Consider the following 19,011-nt stretch of genomic DNA (forward strand, 5'->3'; position numbering starts at 1 on the left):
CTCACACCTTCTCCAGGGCGAACCCGGCCCTGATCCACCTGCTGGACTCCACGCACAGGCCGAGCGCGCGGTCCCCCGCCGCGAACCGGGGCAACAGCCGGTCGAGTTGGAGGAACGGCAGGGCGTTGCCCGTGTTCCCGGTGTCGGCGACACAGGAGATCTCCTCGGCGGAGCTGTCCGGGAGCCGTTCCACGATGCGTGCCGTCATCCGCTCGGAGAGCTGCGGCGGCAGCAGGAAGTCGATTTCGCCGAGGCTCCAGCCGAGGTCGCCGAGCAGCTCCCAGAGGATCTCCGCTGCGATCTGCGGCACCTGCTCCTCGATCGCCTTGTAGTCCTCGGCGAGCATCGGCCGCCGCGAGTCGCGGTCGGTGGTTCCGTACCAGTCGAGGAGCTGGCCGGGCGGCCGGCCACGGCCGGCCCAGGAGTTCAGCACCGCGCGTACGGCGACCCGTTCGCCCTCCGGTTCGTCGGTGAGGACGACGGCTCCGGCCCCGTCGCCGAACAGGACGTGGTTGACGAGTTCCTCGCTGGGAATCCTGGCCGCGTCCCTGCGGGGCGACAGGAACCGGTGCGTGACGTCCCCGCCGATGATGAGCCCGGCCCGGCGGCCGCCGAGGATCAGGCTGCGGCCGAGGTCGAGCGCCTGGACGGCGCCCGAGCAGCCGGCCTGGATCTGGTAGACCGGCAGGTGGTCGAGGCCGAGCCGGTCGGCGACCTCGGTCGCGGTGGTCGGCAGGAGCGTGTCGGGGGTGGCGGTCGCGAGCACCACGAACTCGATGTCGGCGGGGTCGAGCCCCGAGGCGCGCACCGCCCGGGAGCCGGCCTCCGCACACAGGTCGGCGAGGGAGCCGCGGACCTCTCCGGTGACCGGATCCCACCCGAAGTGCCGGGTCCTGGTGCCGACGAAGTGGTCGATCCACTCCTTGCCGACGCCCAGCATCGCGCCGAGCACGGTGTTGTCCACCGGGTCGCCGGGCAGCGCCGTGCCGGTCGCGGCGATGTGGACGGCGCTCATGCCGACCTCGCCATGATGACGCCGTCGAGGAACTCGGCCAGGGAGCCGACCGAGCGCAGCGCGGGCAGCAGGCGCTGGACGGAGACCTCTCCGACGCGCGGCAGCCGGGCCTCCACCCGGTTCTTCAACTGCATGATCATCACCGAGTCGAAGCCGAGGTCCTCGTGGAACCGGGCCTCGCGCACCACACGCTCCGGGGGGTATCCGCCGACCTCGGTGACGGCCTGGACCACGGCGAGGAGCACCGGGTCGCCCGGGTCCGCGCCGGTCGCCGCCCGGGGCCCGTCCCGCCTCGGCGCCACGGGTGGACGCGCCGCCGCGGGCTCGGCGCTCGCGGGGGCCGGCGGCCGGTCCCAGTAGCGCTGCGCGGACGAGAACACGTACGGGGCGAGTGGTTCGGTGACCCGGTGCTCCGGCGCGTACAGCTCCTCCCAGAGCGGGTCCACCCCGCAGCGGTACAGGGCGGCGGCCACCTCCGCCAGGTCCCGGCCGGTGCTCTCGGGGCCCGGCGCGGGGTGCAGGAGTTCGACGCCGCCGACGCGCCCGCCCCGGACGGCGATCCGGGTGAGCTGCGCCTGCGGCCCGATCTCGATCAGGTGCGTCGGGGCGACGTCGTGGACGAGCGCCCCCAGCGCGTCGTCGAACAGCACGGGTTCCTCGATCTGGCCGGCCCAGTAGCCGGCGTCCAGGGGCTCGTCCCGCAGCATCCGGCCGTGCCGGGACGAGGCCACCGGCACCGTGGGCGGCGCGCACCGCACATCGGCGGTGCGCAGCCCGGCGGCGGCCGGAGCCATCAGGGGCGAGTGGAAGGCGTGCGCCGCCTCCAGGTCCCTCGCGCGCATCCCGGTGCCGGCCAGTTCCTCGCCGATCCTGGCGAGCGCGTCCAGGGGCCCGGCGAGCACCGTGTCGGCGGGGCCGTTCAGCGCGGCGGCCACCACCTCCGGCTCCCCCGCCAGGACCGGGGCCAGCTCATCGGCCCCGGCGGCGACGGCGAGCATGCCGGCTCCGGCGGGCAGCCGGGCCGTGAGCCCGGCCCGCAGGACCACCAGGCGGGCGGCCTCGTCCAGTTCGAGGGCGCCCGCGATGACCGCGGCCGCGTACTCGCCGAGGCTGTGGCCGAGTACGGCGGCCGGGGTGGCACCGAGGCCCGTCAGGGTGCGGGCGAGGGCGACGCCGACGGCGAACAGGGCCGGCTGGACGGCCTCCGGCCGGTGCGCCGGGTCCTCGCCGCCGAGGATCAACTCCCGGACGGAGGAGCCGAGGTGGACGGCGATCGCCGCGTCGGCCTCGTCGAGGTGGCGGCGGTAGGCGGGCGACTCGCGGTACAGCCCCGCCGTCATCCCGGGGAACTCGCTGCCCTGGCCGGTGAAGAGGAACGCCACCACGGGCCGCCCCCAGGGGCGGTCGGTGGCGGCTGCCGCGTCCGGTGACACGGGGGTCCGCAGGGTGACCGCCCGGCGCAGCCGCGCCACGAGCTCCCCGGTGTCCCGTGCGGTGACCGCGAACCGGTGCGGCAGGCCGGTCTTGACCCGGTTGCTGCTCCAGCACAGGCCGGCGGCGCCGCCCTTCGGCCGGGCGGCGATCGCGTCGGCCTGCGCGGCGAGGTTGCGGCGCAGCGCCTCGGTGGTGTCGGCGCTGACGGTGAACACGCCGACGGCGTCGGCGTCCGTGCGGGCCCGGACGGGTGCGGCCTTCGGGGACCGGGGCGCACTGCCGAGGACGGCGTGGGCGTTCGTACCGCCCATGCCGAAGCTGCTGACCCCGGCGATGTTCTCCCCGCGCGGCAGCCGCGTGGGGGACTTCAGCAGCCGCAGGCCCCGCTCGCCGAGCCGCAGCCGGGAGTTCTCCCGGTCGGCGAACAGGCTCGCGGGGACGATGCGGTGGTGCAGGGCCAGCGCCGTCTTGATGAATCCGGCGATCCCGGCCGCGCCCTCGGTGTGGCCCAGGTTGCCCTTGACGGAGCCGATCGCGCAGGGGGTGTCACGGGGGACGCCGTGCACCGAGCCGAGGGCCGCGCACTCGATGGCGTCGCCGAGCACCGTTCCGGTGCCGTGCGCCTCCACGAAGGCGACCTGGCCGGGGGCGACACCGGCGCGGCGGTAGGCCGATTTCAGGACGCGCTCCTGCGACCAGCGGTTGGGGGCGATCATCCCGTTGCTGCGGCCGTCCTGGCTGACGGCGCTGGAACGCAGCACGGCGTAGACGCGCTGTCCGTCGGCGAGCGCGTCGTCGAGGCGGCGCAGCACCACCAGGCCGACGCCGTCGCTGCGGCCGATCCCGTCGGCGTCGGCGCTGAACGGCTTGCAGCGTCCGTCGGCGGCCGCGAGGCCCAGCTGTCCGTAGACCATGCCCAGCGACGGCGACAGCACGATGTTGACCCCGCCGGCCAGCGCGGTGTCGCACTCCTCGGCGAGCAGGGAGGAGGCCGCGAGGTGAACGGCGACCAGGGAGGAGGAGCAGGCGGTGTCGACGGCGAGGCTGGGTCCGGTGAAGTCGAAGTGGTACGAGATCCGGTTGGCCGCCATCCCGGCGCTGCTGCCCGAGCCGAGCAGCGGGGTGACGCGGGCGAGGTCGCTCATGGTGAGGCGGCCCCACTCCCCGCCCATCACGCCGATGAACACCCCGGTCTCCGTGCCCGCGAGTGCCCCCGGGGCGCGCCCCGAGTCCTCCAGGGCCCGCCAGGCGCAGGGCAGCAGCAGCCGGTGGTGCGGGTCCATCGCGGCCGCCTCGCGCGGGGTGACGGAGAAGAAGTCGCTGTCGAAGACATCGACGTCGTCGACGAAACCGCCGCTGTCACCGACGGCCGGGAAGTCCCGCGCCTCCCAGCGCTGTCCGGGCACGGGCCCGATGCCGGACCCGCCGGACATCAGCAGGTCCCAGTACGCGCGCACGTCAGGCGCTCCGGGGAACGCGCAGTCGATCCCGACGACGGCGATGTCGCCCATCAGTGCCGGTCCTGTGCCGGGGCGGTGTCCACGGAGGCGTCCGGCAGTACGGCCGTCAGATGGCGGACCAGTCCGGCGACGGTCGGGAAGTCCCACAGCAGGGTCGGCTCGACCTCCAGTCCGAACTCCTCCTCCAGGTCGCCGCACAGACTGAGCGCCGCCACCGAGTCCATGCCGTACTCGGCGAGCGGCACGGTGGCGTCGATGGTCTCGGGCGCCCGCCGCAGGTAGAGCGCGACGCGGGCGGACAGCCACTCGTACACGCCGTCGGCCTTCGCGGTGCCGGCGGCCACGGCCTGCCGGCCCTTGGGGATGGTCATGGCGGGACTCCTTCGGTCAACCCGGGATCGGGGTCGAGTAGAGGTCGTAGCTGGTCCGGGTGGAGAAGCGGAGCTGGACCTCGTGCCGGATCCGCGTCCCGCACTCCGCCGGGAGGTCGGCGACGCGGGTGCCGAGCCGCCGGCAGATCCGGTGCAGCGCGGCGGCGGCCCAGGACGGGTCGGCGAGGAAGGGGTCGCGGCCGTAGCGGCCCTGGTCCCACACGCCGAGCACGGCGGCCCCGGCCAGCAGCAGCGTGTACCGGTCCATGAGGGCGAACCTGGCGGGCTGCGCCCGGGAGGCGGGACCGGCGGCCTCCAGCCTCAGCACCCTGGCCCGGACGTCACGGAACTCCTCGACGAGCAGCCCGGCGAGCGTGCGCAGGGCGCGCTCCACGGGGCCCGGGCCGCGGATGCCGGCGGCGACGGCGAGCATCGTCGCGCTCAGCGAGTCGCGTCCGCAGGCGAGGGCGAGCCGGTCGCCGCGCATCGGCGGCAGGTCCCCGTCCAGCCGGAACAGGGCGGCGGGCGCCTCGTCCTCGACGAACCAGGAGCCCCGGGCCAGCCGGGGCATCTGCGGGATGACGGTGGCCTGGCAGGCGACGGTCCCGGCGTGGCCGAGACTGAGCACCGGCACGTCCCTGACGTGTTTCTGGAAGATGCCGAGGGTGCCCTCGCGGGTGTAGAAGTCCGAGCCCAGCACGATGGACAGGTCGTACATCGACTCGGTGAGCACCCGGGGCAGCAGGTACTTGAGCGCCGACGAGTAGACGCTCGTCTCGGCGGGCAGCAGGTGCAGGGCGCGGGTGGCGACCACCGCGAGGCTGTCGTAGAGCAGCAGGTCGACGAAGGCGTGGGTGAGGGCCGCGCCGGTGCGGCTGCCGTCGGTGCCGCGCGCCTGCCAGCCGCCGGACTGTTCCCGGTCGATGCGGACGGCGGTGCGCAGGCTGGTGTCGAGGGCCGCGACGGCGGTCGCGGCGATCACCGTGCGGCTGATCTGGAAGGAACGCAGCGCGGTCTCGATGCCGCTGCCCTCGGATCCCAGCAGTGCGGACCGGGGCACCGGACAGTCGTCGAACTCCACCCCGGCGAACCGGCAGCCGCGGAGCCCGACGGGGGTCCTTCGGGCGGTCACGGCCGCGCGGGCGTCGCCCAGCTGCCCGGGCTCCAGCAGCAGGACCGAGTGGCTGCGGCTGCCGGGCGCCGGGTCCGTACGGCAGAACAGGACCAGCGCACCGGCCCGTTCCAGGTTGTTGACCAACGGCTTGCCGCCACTGATCAGATAGCCGCCGGAGCTGCGGCGGGCGGTGACCTGACTGCGTACGTAGTCGTTGCTGTGGGCGGTCTCGTGCTGCGCGATCGCCGCCCTGCCGCCCTTGCGCAGCAGATCCGCCATCCAGTCCCGCTGCCGGGGGCTGCCCGCCGCCCACACGTCGGACGCGGCCATGAAGGTGGTCATGCCGTGCCCGATGGCCAGGCCCACGTCCCGGCGCATGACCGGGCGCATGACCCTGACCAGGGTGTCCATCGCGTCGAGCCGGCCGCCGAGCTCCTGCGGTACGTACTCGTCGGCGATGCCGAACTCATCGAGCAGCGCCTCCCCTTCGGCGAAGGGCACCGCCGCCCGGTCGGCTTCGAGCAGCGCGGTGTAGCCGGCCGGGTTGGCCGGGTCCGACGGGTCGCCGAGCAGGGCCTCCAGGCCGGCGACGCGGGCCCGGACGGCGCTCTCACGCCGCAGCGCGGCGGCCGCGGTGGCCTCCGGCCGCTCGACGGGCAGGGTGGTCACCACCGCCTTCCTCCGTCGGCTCCTTCCGGCCGCAGCAGGTCGCCTCCGAACAGCACGTCCTCGGCACGGGCCAGTGCCCACACGTCGGGGGTGAGCACCTCGTACTCGCCGCGCACCACACCGTCGAGGAAGAGCTTGCGCATCAGGGTGCGCTGGACCTTGCCGCTGCTGGTGCGGCGGACGGCGCCGGGGCGCACGAGCAGGACGTTGCCGGCCGGGATCTCGAACTCCTGGCCGATCAGGGCCTGGATCTTCTGCGCGACCGTCCGCAGCTCGGTGCCGGCGACCCCGCGCACCTCCTGGACGAGGACGAGGTGCTCGCGGCCGGCGTCCACGGAGAACGCGGCGCCCGCGCCGAACGTCAGGGCGGGGCTGACGCTGCGCGCCGCCCATTCGACGTCCTGCGGGTACACGTTGCGGCCGTTGATGATGATGACTTCCTTGAGCCGCCCGGTGACGAACAGCTCACCGTCCACCAGCATGCCCAGGTCGCCGGTGCGCAGGAAGTTGCTCTCCTCGTCGTTGAGGCTGGCCCGGAAGGTCCGTACGGTCTCGGTGGGACGCCGCCAGTAGCCGCGGGCGATGCTGTAGCCCCGCAGCCAGATCTCACCGACCACGCCGGGGCCCATCTCGTGGTGGGTCAGCGGGTCGACGATGCGCACCTCCATGTCCACGGGGGTGCCGCAGCCGATGAGGGTCCGGTGACGGTCCTCGGGCCCCGCGGCGCCGGCGACCCGGTCGTACTCCAGCTCCGTCCTGTCGAACACCTTGCGCACGTGCGGGGTGCCGGGAACGCCGCCGGAGACGACCAGGGTGGCCTCGGCCAGTCCGTAGCAGGGGCGCAGCGCCTCGGGGCGGAACCCGGCGGGTGCGAAGCGCTCGGCGAACGCGTCGAGGCTCTCGGCGCGCACCGGCTCCGCCCCGTTGAGGGCGAGGCGCCAGCGGGACAGGTCGAGAGCGGCTATCTGCTCGTCCTTGACGCGGTGCACGCACAGGTCGTAGCAGAAGTTGGGGCCGCCGCCGACGGTGACGCCGTACTCGTCGATGGCCTGGAGCCAGCGCAGCGGACGCTTCACGAAGGACAGCGGGGTGACCTGGACGCTGTGGCTGCCGAGGTAGACCGGGTGGAGCAGGTGGGCGACCAGACCCATGTCGTGGAAGTAGGGCAGCCAGCTCCCGAAGACGTCCTCGCGAGTGGTGCCCAGCAGCGTGTGCAGGGTGGCCTGGTTGGCGAGGAGGTTGCGGTGCGAGACCGTCACCCCGCGCGGTTCGGAGACCGAGCCGGAGGTGTACTGGAGGAAGACGAGGTCGTCGGGGCGCGCGGTGACGGGCTGCCACGCCTCGGGGTCACCGATGTCGGAGACGTCGGTGACCAGGCAGGCGGCCCCGGAGCGGGAGTTGCGGGCGAGCCACAGCGCGACCTCGGGCGCGGCGTCGGTCTCGGTGAGCACGACCTCCGCGCCGGTGTCCTTGAGGACGGCGGTGGTGCGGTTGAGCCGCTTGTCGCGGCCGGCCTCGCCAGGCAGCGGGACGGGGACCGCGACGGCGCCCGCGTACAGGCAGCCGGCGAAGGCCTTGAGGAACTCCACCGTCGAGGCGTACGCGAGCAGCACGGGCTGCCCGGCCGCCCCGTACTCCTGGAGGCAGGCCGCGATCCGTCTGGCCTCCCGGTCGAGCTCTCCGTACGTGAGGTGCTCGGCCACAGTTCCGCCGGCGGTGTCGCGGAGGAAGATGTGCACGTCCTCGTCGGCGAGTTCGGCCGTCCGGGCGCGGAGCAGTTCGGTGAAGGTGGCGAAGCGTGACTCTGACATCCGCGGCATCCCCTCGCATCTGCGGGCCCGTGGATGGTGCGGCCCTCGTTCCCGCCGATCCTCCGCAATCGCCCTTAAGGTTCGCTTGCGCGGCCCTGCGGTCAGGGGGCGACAGGGGTGCTCGCGGGCCGCGACCGGAGCGAGGCTCGGACCATGAACACTCACACCGAAACCGGGAGCGCGCCGGGCACGGCGCTCGTCTTTCCCGGGATGCAGCCGACGGCCTTCTCCGAGGTCGCCCGATTCATGCTGGTCAACCCGTACGCGCGCGAGCTGTTCGCGATCGCCGACGAGACCCTGGGGTACCGGCTGGCCGACCGCTACCGGGAGGCCGACGGCGACTACTCCGCCTACGGGCAGATCTCCTTCGTGGTGAACTGCCTCGCCCTGGCGCGCTGGGCCGGCGAGCGGCTGGGGATACAGCCGGCCTGGGTGACGGGGCCGAGCTTCGGCGCCCGCGCCGCCGCCGTCCACGCCGGGGTGCTCGACTTCGCCGACGCCGTGACGATGACCGCCCGCCTGGCCGACACCATGGAGGACTACTTCACCCGGGAGCACCCCGCCCTGGTGACGCAGTCGATCGCCCGGGTGCCGCAGGACAGGATCGAGGAGCTGCGCGGGGAGCTGGAGGAGCGGGGTGAGTGGAGCGACATCTCCTGCGTCGTCGACCACGACTTCACCATGCTCACCGTGCACGAGTCGGTACTGGACTGGCTCCAGCGCAGGATCAGGTCGCTGGGCGGAATGGCGATGTACACGATGAAGCCGCCCATGCACTCGCACCTCTTCGGCGGGCTGCGCGACCGGGTCGCCGAGGAGGTCCTCGACGGGCTCACCTGGTCCGACCCGCGGCTGCCGGTCGTCGCCGACCAGGACGGCCGCGTCGTGACCACCGGCGCGGGCGTGCGCGAGATGCTGCTGGACGGCTTCGTCCGTACGGTGCGGTGGCCCTCGGTGGTCGCCACGCTCCGGGAGGCGGGGGTCGGCCGGCTGTACGTGGCGGGCGCCGACGGTCTGTTCACCCGGGTCGCGTGCACCACCCGGGCCTTCGAGGTGGTGCCGGTGACACCCGCTTCGGCGATGCGCCCGGTACGGCGACGGCTGCCCGTGGCCGTCTGACGGCCCCCGGCAACGCACAACGGCGGGAGGTGGCCGGCGCCCCTGAAAAGCGCCGGCCACCTCCCGCCGCCGGTCCTACCGGCCGTCCACGGTGAAGGCGTAGAACGTGCCCTCGGTGCTGCTGCCGGTGGTTCCGGCACCGGCGGAGAAGCGGGCGTACCCGTTGCCCCAGTAGACGGTGCCGTCGACGACCGCGGGCCCCGCGTTCGAGGAGTACGGCGCGGTGAAGTCCCACAGGTAGTCGCCGGTCGCCGCGTCGAGCGCGTACATGTGACCGCTGGTCGAGCCCCCGAAGACGACGCCGTTCGCGGCGGTCAGGGCGCCCCAGGCGAGTCCGTCCGTACGGTCGGCGACCTGCCACAGGATCTTGCCGGTCTGCGGGTCGAGCGCCGCGAAGGAGCTGCGGGTCGTGGTCGTGCCGTCGGCCAGCTGGTAGGGCAGCCTGTTGAAGTTGGCCTCGGCGATGTAGATCCGCCGGTTGTCGTTGGCCGTGCCCCACTCGATGCCGCCGACGTGGCCGCCGGGGCCGGCCGCCGCGCTCCAGATCACCTCTCCGGTGGAGGCGTCCATCAGCCAGTACTCGCCGCTCTTCTCACCCGCGCCGATCACCTTGCGGGGGCAGCCGTCCGGGCCCTTGATGGTGAACAGGTGCGCGCCGTCACCGAAGTCGTAGTCGTAACCCGGGTTCGGCGGGCAGTTGTTCGGCGGGAAGCCGGGCAGGCAGCCGGTGTTCCAGGCGTCGAAGCGCTTGGCCCCGGTGTTCCACTTGATCCGGCCGGTCCTCATGTCGAGCGCCAGCACGGTGTCCACGTAGTTGTCGGACGCGTAGCACTCGGCGGGGGTGCCGCCGGCCGTCTGGCAGTCGGAGACCGCCTTCGGGACGGTGTAGTTGTTGCCCGTGGTGAAGTACACCGTGTTCGTCGACGGGTCCAGGGCCGGGGTGCCCCAGACGGCGACGCCGCTGTAACCGCCGGTCGTGCCTCCGTTGTCCGGAGTCGTGAACTGGCGCCACAGCACCTTGCCGGTGGCCGCGGAGATGGCGTTCACACTGCCGCGGAAGGTGCAGCAGGGGTACGCGGGGTCGAGTGCGCCCTCGGACTCACGGGAGGAGACGCCCTGGTAGATCACGCCGTCGTGCACGACCGGCGACTGCGTCAGGACCGCCTTGTACTGGGTGTCGATCTCGCGCGCCCACACCAGGTCGCCGTTCCTCGCGTCGACCGACATCAGGACGGCCTTGGTCCAGTCGGCTATGTAGACCTTGCCGTCCACCACCGTGGGGCTGGACCGGGAGACGGAATCGGCGTCGCCGGTGTACTCGGAGACCTTGCGCGACCAGATCGGGCGGCCGGTCGCGGCGTTCACCTTGTGCAGGTAGCCGCCCCAGTCGGGGAAGTAGACGGCGCCGCCGACCACGGCCGGGGTCGCCGACACGTCACCGTGGGTGGCGTACGTCCACTTGGCCTTCAGCCGGTTCGCGTTGTCCTTGGTGATCGTCCGCTCCTGGGAGGCGGAGCGGCTGTTGCTCAGGTCGTGACCGCCGGTCGGCCACTGGGGCCGGGGCGCGGAGGCGTTGACCGGGGCGGTGCCCAGCGTGGCCGCCAGCGCGATGACGGCGAGCAGCGTGAACCTGCGGACCGTCTTCCGCAGGGACCAGGGTCTTGTGTACATGTCTGACTGTCCTCCTGAGGACGTGGACGACGGATGGAACGACGGACGCGGTGCGAGGCGGTTCATGGGACAGGCACCGGCACCCGGGTGCCGTGCCGTTCGGCCGCGAGCGCGGTGAGCGCCAGCCGGTCGGTCTTCTTGTTGGTGTTGAGGGGGAACTCGTCCAGCCGGTGGTAGTGGCGGGGGATCAGCTGGGCGGGCAGCACGGGGGACAGATCGCGGACGAACTCCTGCGGGGTGCGCCGCTCACCGAGGTAGAAGGCGACCAGTTCGGTGCTGTTGGCCACCGGCACGCCGACCACGACGGCCCCGCCGACCGGGGAGGCGGCGCGCAACGCGTGTTCCACCTCGGCGAGTTCGACGCGGTAGCCCTGCACCTGCACCTGGGAGTCCATGCGGCCCAGATAGACGAGCTCCCCGCCGGGAAGGCGGCGGACCCGGTCGCCCGTGCGGTACCAGCGCACGCCGTCCTGCTCCAGGTACTTGCCCCGGCCGTCCTCCGGGTCGAGGTAGCCGTCCGACAACTGCGGCCCGGACAGCCACAGTTCGCCCTCGTCGGCCGAGGGCTCACCGAGTTCATCGAGCAGCAGCTCCGCATGGCCGTCATGGAGCAGACCGAGCGGGACCACCCCGTTCACGCCGAGCCGGGTCGACTCCTCGGGCGACCAGCGGTGCCGGTGCGTGGTGATGGTCATCTCGGTCGGCCCGTAGACGTTGATCACCGCCGAGTCCGGAGCCGCCTGCTGCCACGCGTCGGTGTCGTCGAACTGGAGGGCCTCGCCGCCGAAGAACGTCCAGCGCAGCGAGGGCATCCGGCCGGGCAGCAGCCGGCCGGTGCGGCGGGACAGCGAGATCACGCTCGGCGCCGAGAACCACACGGTGATGCCGTGCCCGGCCACGAAGCCGGGCAGGTCGCGGTACGCGTGCGGGGGGACGGAGACGAGCGGGGCCCCGGCCGCCCAGGCACACCACAGGTCCGACACCGCCGAGTCCCAGTTGAGGTTGGCCGCCTGGGAGAAGACGTCCGCCGCGGTGAAGTCGTACCAGTCGTCCATCAGGGCGAAGTAGTGCGCCATGTTGCCGTGGGTGAGCCGGACACCCTTGGGGCGGCCGGTGGATCCCGAGGTGAACAGGACGTACGCCACGTCCTCGGGTGCGACGGACCGCGGCGCGCGCAGCGCGGTGTCCGGACCGGCCGCCAGCGCCGGCAGCCGGGTGGAGCCGGCCAGCTCCCGCGCACCGGCGGCGTCGAGGTGGGGCGCGAGGACCGGGAGGCCCCCGAGCTCCGCTCCCATGCCCCCGGCGAGCAGGGCCGCGCCCTCCTCGTCCACGACCAGGGCGGAGACCCGGGCCGCGCCGAGCATCGACACGATCTTGCCGGACGGGAAGTCGGCCGGGACGGGCACCGCGGGCAGTCCCGCGTACAGGCTCGCCAGGATGGCGACGTACGCGATCGGGCTGCGGCCCGTCAGGATGCCGACGGCCTCCGGGGGGCCGCCGGGGGCGGCCAGCAGTGCGCCCGCCCAGGACAGGGCCGTCTCATGGGCCGTCGTGTAGTCGACGGTCTCCCCGCCCACCCGCACCGCCACCCCGTGCGGCGATTTCTCCAGGCCGCGCAGGAAACGTGCGTGCAGCGCCTCTGGCGCCATTGATTCCATTTCCGCTCCTCATTTCCCGGCACATTCACAGGACACATTGACAGCCATCGACGGCCGCCCCCATCATTCCCTTATGCCAGAACTCACGAATCACACCTGGGACGAAGCCTTCGAGGACGTCATCCGCCCGTTCCTGCCCTATCTCTCACCCGGCGAAAAGCTTGCCGACCATTCCCCTCTCAAGGAACTGGGACTGGACTCGATGGGCACGATCGAGCTGCTCGCAGCCCTGGAGGGCGCCTATTCGGTGCGCTTCCTGGATGATGCGCTGAAGCTGGAGAATTTCGCCAGCCCGGACATCCTCTGGAATACACTGATAACCAAGACGGAATCCACCGCGTGAGAAAGCGGACCCACCGCCCGGCCCGACACGGATGTCACATCCGAGTCGGGCCGCTCCTTTTACAGGAGTTGCAGAAAACTCTCCTCGATCCGGTCCAGCACGGACCGGACATGGGGCAGAGAAAGCGGATCCTCGGCGGCCAGCGCCCTTTCCTGCTGCTCCGCGCTCTCGCCGTACAGCATGCTGGTGGCGCACTTGAACCGAAGGGCCCCGGGCTCGTCACCGAGCAGGTGCCCGGCCAGGACGACGACCCCCAGGTCCAGCATCCGCCGCGCCAGTGACGCCGAGTCGTCCACCTCGTGCTTGCCGAGCTCCTCGCGGACCGGCTCGAAGTCGGGGTACACGTAGAAGCCCCCGGTGGGCGGCCGGCAGCGGGCTCCGGCCTCGACGACGATGCGGTGGACGTCGCGTGCGACGGCCCCGTGCAGCCGGGCGCTGGCACGCAGCCGGTCCCTGATCTCCTCGGGCTCGCCGAAGGCGTACTCGGCCACCTCCTGCATCGGCCCCGCCAGGGTCGACCAGACCTCGCTGGCCACGGAGAGCACGCCGCTGCGGATCCAGTCGCCCCACGGCCCCTCGGGGAAGCGGGCCACCCCGATGCGCCAGCCGCCCACGGCCAGGCTCTTGCTGAGGCCGGTGGCGACCACCGTGATTCCCGGGGCCACCTCCGCGGGGCTGAGGTAGTCGGCGGCCGGATCGTGCATGACGTCCCGGTAGATCTCGTCCGAGACGATCAGCAGGCCCTCCTCCTCGGCGATCGCGCACAACTCACGGATCATCGCGGGCGGAGCGAGGGTCCCGGTCGGGTTGTCCGGGAGGGTCAGCACCATGATGCGCGGATCGTGGCCCAGCGCCCGGGCCGCCCGTACGCACTCCCGCAGCACGTCCGGGTCCGGCACCCCGCCGCACTCCTCGGGGATCGGGACGGCGATCGGGTGCTTGCCCGCCAGCCGGGCCTGCGGCGCGTACGTGTTCCACGCCGGGCGGGGCAGCAGCACATCACCCGGCACCGCGTGGTTGATGGCCATGAGCAGCGGCTTGCTGCCCGGGGCCACCACGATCTGCTCCGGGTCGGTGGGCAGGCGCCGGCGGCCGAAGTAGCCCGCGGCCGCGGCCCGCACCCCGGGCGAACCGGCCACCGGGCCATAGGCGTTGCGGCGCGCGCCCGCGGCCAGGCGTTCCACGAGCGGGGCGAAGGCGGGGAGCCGTGACTCGCCGAACCCGAGGTGGATCAGGGGCTCACCGGCGGCCTGCCGCTGCGCCACCAGCTGGTTGAGCGCCAGGTTCGGGGACATCCTCATGTCGCTCATGCCTGGCTCCCCACCGCTGCCGCGGCCCTCGTGCCGAAGAGTTCGGGTCCGTCCGACCAGGCCGGGCCGGCGATGGCGCGGGCGATGTCGGTGGGCACCGAACGGTCGAAGCGCAGCTCGTCCAGCCAGGCGGCGTCGGCGTCGTAGTGCGCGAGGAAGGGGCGGCCGACGAGCGAGGGGTCGCGGGCCTGCAGCATGCGCAGCTGGAAGAAGCGGCCCTCGGGCTTCTCGATGACCCCGTCCACGGCCACCTTGCCGGGGGTCGCGGACATCACCGGGCCGCGGACCGTGCGGGCCAGGCCGGGCAGGGTGCTGTAGGCGTCCCGGTAGATCTCCGCAGCCCTGGCGAGCGGCACCCGGAAGTAGTCGTACGGGCCGGTGTCGCGCTCCACGAACATGTAGTACGGCACGGCGCCGGCCGCGAGCTCGGCCCGCCACATCCGGCTCCACACGTCCGGGTTGTCGTTGACCTTGGCGATCAGCGGGGCCTGGCAGTAGACCAGGGCACCGGTGGACCGGATGCGGGCGATCGCCCGCCGCGCGAGGTCCGTCTCCAGCTCGCGGGGGTGGCTGAAGTGAGCCATCACGGCGAGGTTCCGCCCGGAGGCGATGACCTTCTCGAACAGCCGCAGGGCGTCGTCCGCGTCGGGGTCGGTGACGTAGCGCTGCGGCCAGTACGCGACGGACTTCGTACCGATCCTGATGGTCCGCACGCTGTCCAGGGACAGCAGCGGCTCCAGGTGGGTGCGCAGCCGCTCGGTGGTCATCACCATCGGGTCGCCGCCGGTGACGAGCACGTCGCCCGCGTCGGGGTGGGCCTCCAGGTAGGAGATGAGCCCGCGCGGGTCGGGGGCGGCGAAACGCAGTTCGGCGTCACCGACGAACTGGGCCCAGCGGAAGCAGTAGGTGCAGTACGCGTGGCAGGTCTGGCCCTGGCTCGGGAAGTACAGGACCGTCTCGCGGTACTTGTGCTGGAGGCCGGGGATCTCCGCGCCCGCCCGGGTGGGGACGTTGAGTTCCTTCTGCCCGGAGGGGTGCGGGTTGAGCCGGCCCCGTATCTGCTGCACGAGGGCGCGCAGGGCCACCTTGGCCGCCGGGTCCGCGGAGAGGTCCGCCAGATCCCGTTCGTTCTGTTCGGTGAGCATCCCCCTTTGGGGAAAGACGAGTTGGAACATCGGGTCGTCAGGGATGCGGTCCCAGTCGATGAGTTGCGACAGGACGTACTCGTTGACCCGGAAGGGCAGCACCATCGACACGAGCCGGACGGTCTCCCGTATGTCGGCGGGCAGGCCGTGGCGGGCGGCGATCTCATCGAGTTGCCGTGGTCCGAAGGCGCGGAACCGTGCTGCCTCGGCCGAATCGGTTGCCAGCAGGGACATGCGGATATTCCTCCAGCCTGGTGCCCAGCAGTTCGAGCGTGTGCTCGAACACGATGCGATGCTAGGGACGGGAATCGGCCACCGGACCCCAGAACCGACCCCAGCCCTACCCTTAGGACGGCCCCGCGCCCCCAGGGGCGCGGACATGGTGAAGCCGCCCAGGAGCGGCGGGGGATGCGGCTCCTGGGCGGCTGTCCGTGGGCCCGGCGGGGCCGGGCGTACCGGGCGTACCGGGTGTACCGGGACCGCTTACGCGATGCCGGTACCGGGCTCCCGGGCGGTGCCGTTCGAGGCCTTCACACCGGCTTCCGGCGCCGGCTCGGGGGCCGTGGCGTTGTCGTGCTGGACGGAGCGCAGTCCGATCAGGGCGACCACGGCCGCACCGGCCATCACCACGGCACCGGCAACCGACGCGACGTGCACCTCGGTGGTGAACGCCGCACGGGCCGCGTCGACCAGAGCCGAGGACGCGTCGCCCGGCAGCTTTCCGGCCGCGGCCAGCGCGCCGCCGATGGTCTCCCGCGCCTGGTCCAGCGCGTCGGCGGGCACCCCGGCCGGGGCGTCCAGCTCGTCGCTGTTGCGGTAGGCGGCGGAGCCGATGGAGCCGAGGACGGCGACCCCGAGGGCGCCGCCGAGCTCCTGGCAGGTCTGGAGCAGGGCGGAGGCGGTGCCGGCGCGCTCCGGCGGCACCTGCCCGACGACGAGTTCGGTGACCAGAGTGAGGACCGGGGTGAGACCGACGGCGAGCGCGATGATGCCGATCAGGATCAGCACCAGGCCGTCCTTCTCCGGGACCTGGGTGAGCATCAGCAGGGCGACCGTGGCGAGGCCGAACCCGCTGGCGATGATGACGGCCGGCCGGACGGTCCGGACGAGGACGGTGGCGAGCGGCACGACGGCGCCCACGGCGAGGGTGCCGGGAATCGTCCACAGCGCGGACTTGAGGGCGCTCATCCCGAGGACCGACTGCATGTACTGGGTGGAGAAGAGCGAGTATCCGACCAGGGTGAAGCAGGCCAGCAGGTTGACGGTCACCGAGGCGCCGAAGGCCTTGTTGCGGAACAGGGAGATGTCGACCATCGGGTCGCTGCTGGTGCGCTGGCGCCGCAGGAACACCGGCACGAGCGCGAGTCCGACCACGATGGCGACGACGTTGACGACGGAGAAGCCGTCCGCGGCGATCTTCTTGAAGCCGTAGACGACCGGCAGGATGACGGCGAGCGACAGCGCGGCGCTCACCAGGTCGAACTTCCCGGCGGCGGCGTCCTTGAACTCCGGCAGCAGGAACGGCGCCGCGACCAGCAGGAGCAGCATCACGGGCACGTTGATGAGGAAGACCGAACCCCACCAGAAGCCGGCCAGCAGGGCGCCGCTGACGACCGGGCCCAGCGCGGCACCGGCGGCCATGCCGGTGGACCAGACGGCGATGGCGGTACGGCGCTGGGTCTGGTCACGGAACAGGTTCCGGATGAGGGCGAGCGTGGAGGGCATCAGGGTCGCGCCGCCGATGCCCTGGAACGCCCGGGCGCTGATCACCATCTCGGGGCTGGAGGCGTAGGCGGCGAGCAGGGAGCCGCCGCCGAAGACCACGGCACCGATCAGCAGCAGCTTGCGGCGGCCGATGCGGTCGCCGAGCGCGCCCATCGTGAGCAGCACCCCGGCCAGGACGAAGCCGTAGATGTCGATCATCCACAGCTGCTGGTTCCCGGACGGCCTGAGGTCCTCGCTGATGGAAGGGATCGCGAAGTAGAGGACGGTCAGGTCCATCGAGACGAGCAGCACGGGCAGGAGCAGGACGCCGAGGGCGATCCACTCCTTGCGGCCCGCTCGGGGCTCCGTTCCTGAAGTGCCGTTCTCGCTCTGGGAGCTGGTCATGGGAGCAGTCCAATGCTGTGGGGTCGGGACGTACGTACCAGTGAACGGAATGACCTGCGCAGCAGGATGCTCCGTGCACGGGAACAGGGGGGTGAACAGGGCTCCGGATAGGGGTCGGAACAGGGGGCGGGGCCCGGACGTCGAGCCCGGGCCCCCGGTTGACCGCCGGACCGGCGTCAGCTCTCCCCGGCGACGAGCGCCGCGAGTGCCCTGCGGTCGGTCTTGCCGTTGGGGGTGAGCGGCAGGGAGGCGATCAGCTCGACCTTCCGGGGCACCATGTAGTCGGGCAGGGTCTCCTTGCAGAAGGCGCTGACCGCCACGGGCGGGGCGTCGAAGTCACGGGCGGGCACCACGTACGCGTACAGCTCCGGGTCCTGGTCCGGGCGGGGCCGCACCGCCACCGCGGCCGCCTCGACGCCCGGGAACTCCAGGAGCCGGCGCTCGATCTCGCCCAGCTCCACCCGGTTGCCGCGCATCTTGACCTGGAGGTCGGAGCGTCCGACGAAGTAGAGCTCGCCGCTCTCCCCCCGGTACGCCAGGTCGCTGGACTTGTACACGAGCTGCCCCGACCTGGGGTTGAGCGGATCGGGCACGAGTACGGACCGGGTGGCCTCGGGGTCGTCCCAGTACCCGGTGAAGAGCGACGGTCCGCGCAGATGGATCTCGCCCACCTCGCCGGGTTCCTCCACGGGCCGGCCCCGCTCGTCGATCAGCAGCATCTCCGCGCCGGGGTAGGCGAATCCGATGGACAGCTTGTCGATGCCCTCGGGCAGCGGGTTCGGCACGTCGGTGAGGGAGAACGCCATGGCCTCGGTCGGGCCGAAGCAGTTCACCACCCGCACCTGGGGCAGCAGCCCCTGCAGTTGCCGCAGTTCGGGCAGCGGGAAGGCCTCGCCGGAGAACAGCACTCCGCGCACCTGCCCGGCCAGCGCGGCCAGTCCCTGCGGTTCGTGGCGCAGCAGCGGCCGCCAGATGGAGGGGACACCGTCGACCTGGGTGGCCCCGGTGTCGGCGAGGAACCGCAGCAGCCTGCGCGGCCAGTGCGTCAGTTCGCGCGGTACGGGGATCAGCTGGGCGCCCGAGCCGAGGGCCAGGCCGATGTCCAGCAGCGCGAAGTCGAACTGGAGCGGTGAGGTGGTGGCCAGCCGGTCCTGCGCGGTGACGATGGAGTGCCGGAGCATGCCCCGGTAGAAGGAGAGGACCCCGCGGTGGCTCATGACGACACCCTTGGGGCGCCCCGTGGTGCCCGAGGTGAAGATCATGTACGCGGCGTCGGTGGAGACCGGGTCGCGCCGGTGGCGTACGCGCGGCACCGGGGCCCGTTCCACGACCACGCCGTCCGGGCCGAAGCGCGCCGTGCCGATGGACTCGGGCACCCCTTCGCGGCCGCCCCGCACCGTCTGCAGGTGCAGGGCGGGCTCGGCGGTGGCGGCGATCGACAGCAGCCGGGGCGTGGGGACGTCGGGGCTGACCGGGATGAAGGTGAGCCCGAGCATCGAGCAGGCGAGCAGGGCGGCCACGGCCGAGGCCGAGTTGTCCGTCTCCAGGATCACCCGGTCCCCGATGTCGAGGCCGAGCGCGTCCAGGGTCACCGCGTAGTCATGGGCCCTGCGCTCCAGTTGGCGGTAGCTCAGCACCCGGGAGGTGCCGTCGTCACCGGCCTCCCGGACGGCCGGGCTGTCCGGCGCGGTCCGGGCCGCCGCCAGCAGGAACTCGTGCATGCGTTCCGCCGGCGCGCCGACCGCTGCCGGGTGTTCCGTGATCGGGCTCATCGCCCGGCCT

Annotated in this window: 13 protein-coding genes; 2 read left to right on the forward strand and 11 right to left on the reverse strand. The window is 72.6% G+C overall.

What is annotated here, in order from left to right; translation table 11 throughout:
- Window position 1 precedes the first annotated feature (1 nt).
- Genes ACFYPA_RS20245 through ACFYPA_RS20265 form a run of 5 tightly spaced genes read right to left on the reverse strand, consistent with a single transcriptional unit; the run spans window position 2 to window position 7,874 of the window.
- The gene (locus ACFYPA_RS20245; RefSeq protein WP_359083708.1) at window positions 2–1,015 is read right to left on the reverse strand and encodes a 3-oxoacyl-ACP synthase III family protein; all 1,014 of its coding nucleotides are present in this window, start codon (window positions 1,013–1,015) and stop codon (window positions 2–4) included.
- Entirely contained in the window at window positions 1,012–3,960 is a 2,949-nt protein-coding gene (locus tag ACFYPA_RS20250) for a type I polyketide synthase (RefSeq protein WP_389133299.1), read from the reverse strand. The genes ACFYPA_RS20245 and ACFYPA_RS20250 overlap by 4 nt, the downstream gene beginning before the upstream one ends.
- The gene (locus ACFYPA_RS20255; protein WP_389133302.1) at window positions 3,960–4,280 is read right to left on the reverse strand and encodes an acyl carrier protein; all 321 of its coding nucleotides are present in this window, start codon (window positions 4,278–4,280) and stop codon (window positions 3,960–3,962) included. The genes ACFYPA_RS20250 and ACFYPA_RS20255 overlap by 1 nt, the downstream gene beginning before the upstream one ends.
- A gap of 16 nt (window positions 4,281–4,296) precedes the next feature.
- Window positions 4,297–6,063 carry an acyl-CoA dehydrogenase gene (locus ACFYPA_RS20260; RefSeq protein ID WP_359083705.1) on the reverse strand — a complete coding sequence of 589 codons (1,767 nt, stop codon included), beginning with the start codon at window positions 6,061–6,063 and terminating at the stop codon, window positions 4,297–4,299.
- Window positions 6,060–7,874 (reverse strand): fatty acyl-AMP ligase, encoded by a 1,815-nt coding sequence (locus tag ACFYPA_RS20265; RefSeq protein WP_359083704.1) that lies wholly within the window; start codon window positions 7,872–7,874, stop codon window positions 6,060–6,062. The genes ACFYPA_RS20260 and ACFYPA_RS20265 overlap by 4 nt, the downstream gene beginning before the upstream one ends.
- Window positions 7,875–8,027: 153 nt before the next feature.
- On the opposite strand from ACFYPA_RS20265, the gene ACFYPA_RS20270 reads away from it, so the two are divergent.
- Window positions 8,028–8,993: an ACP S-malonyltransferase gene (locus ACFYPA_RS20270; RefSeq protein WP_359083703.1), complete on the forward strand. Its 966-nt coding sequence runs from the start codon at window positions 8,028–8,030 to the stop codon at window positions 8,991–8,993.
- A 75-nt stretch (window positions 8,994–9,068) separates the two neighbouring features.
- Here the strand turns inward: ACFYPA_RS20270 and ACFYPA_RS20275 are convergent, their stop codons facing one another.
- Complete coding sequence (locus ACFYPA_RS20275; protein WP_359083702.1) at window positions 9,069–10,664, reverse strand: PQQ-binding-like beta-propeller repeat protein; 1,596 nt, start codon at window positions 10,662–10,664, stop codon at window positions 9,069–9,071.
- Between the two features lie 62 nt (window positions 10,665–10,726).
- Window positions 10,727–12,322, reverse strand: coding sequence for an AMP-binding protein (locus ACFYPA_RS20280; RefSeq protein WP_389133307.1), 1,596 nt, complete (start codon window positions 12,320–12,322; stop codon window positions 10,727–10,729).
- A gap of 73 nt (window positions 12,323–12,395) precedes the next feature.
- Here ACFYPA_RS20280 and ACFYPA_RS20285 point away from each other — a divergent pair, with 73 nt between their 5' ends.
- The gene (locus tag ACFYPA_RS20285) at window positions 12,396–12,665 is read left to right on the forward strand and encodes a phosphopantetheine-binding protein (protein ID WP_359083700.1); all 270 of its coding nucleotides are present in this window, start codon (window positions 12,396–12,398) and stop codon (window positions 12,663–12,665) included.
- Between the two features lie 59 nt (window positions 12,666–12,724).
- Here ACFYPA_RS20285 and ACFYPA_RS20290 read toward each other — a convergent pair whose 3' ends face one another.
- From ACFYPA_RS20290 to ACFYPA_RS20305, 4 genes are all read right to left on the reverse strand, one after another.
- The gene (locus tag ACFYPA_RS20290) at window positions 12,725–13,975 is read right to left on the reverse strand and encodes a pyridoxal phosphate-dependent aminotransferase (RefSeq protein ID WP_389133310.1); all 1,251 of its coding nucleotides are present in this window, start codon (window positions 13,973–13,975) and stop codon (window positions 12,725–12,727) included.
- A complete protein-coding gene (locus ACFYPA_RS20295) occupies window positions 13,972–15,354 on the reverse strand; it encodes a KamA family radical SAM protein (protein ID WP_389133313.1) in 1,383 nt (460 codons plus the stop codon). Before ACFYPA_RS20295 ends, ACFYPA_RS20290 begins: the two co-directional genes overlap by 4 nt.
- Before the next feature lie 249 nt (window positions 15,355–15,603).
- Entirely contained in the window at window positions 15,604–17,229 is a 1,626-nt protein-coding gene (locus tag ACFYPA_RS20300; RefSeq protein WP_359083697.1) for an MFS transporter, read from the reverse strand.
- 176 nt (window positions 17,230–17,405) lie between these two features.
- On the reverse strand, window positions 17,406–19,001 hold the full coding sequence (locus ACFYPA_RS20305; protein WP_359313086.1) for an AMP-binding protein: 1,596 nt from the start codon (window positions 18,999–19,001) through the stop codon (window positions 17,406–17,408).
- Window positions 19,002–19,011 lie beyond the last annotated feature (10 nt).

Origin of the sequence: Streptomyces sp. NPDC005775, assembly GCF_042871565.1 — a bacterium.
In the GTDB taxonomy this organism is placed as follows: Bacteria; Actinomycetota; Actinomycetes; order Streptomycetales; family Streptomycetaceae; genus Streptomyces.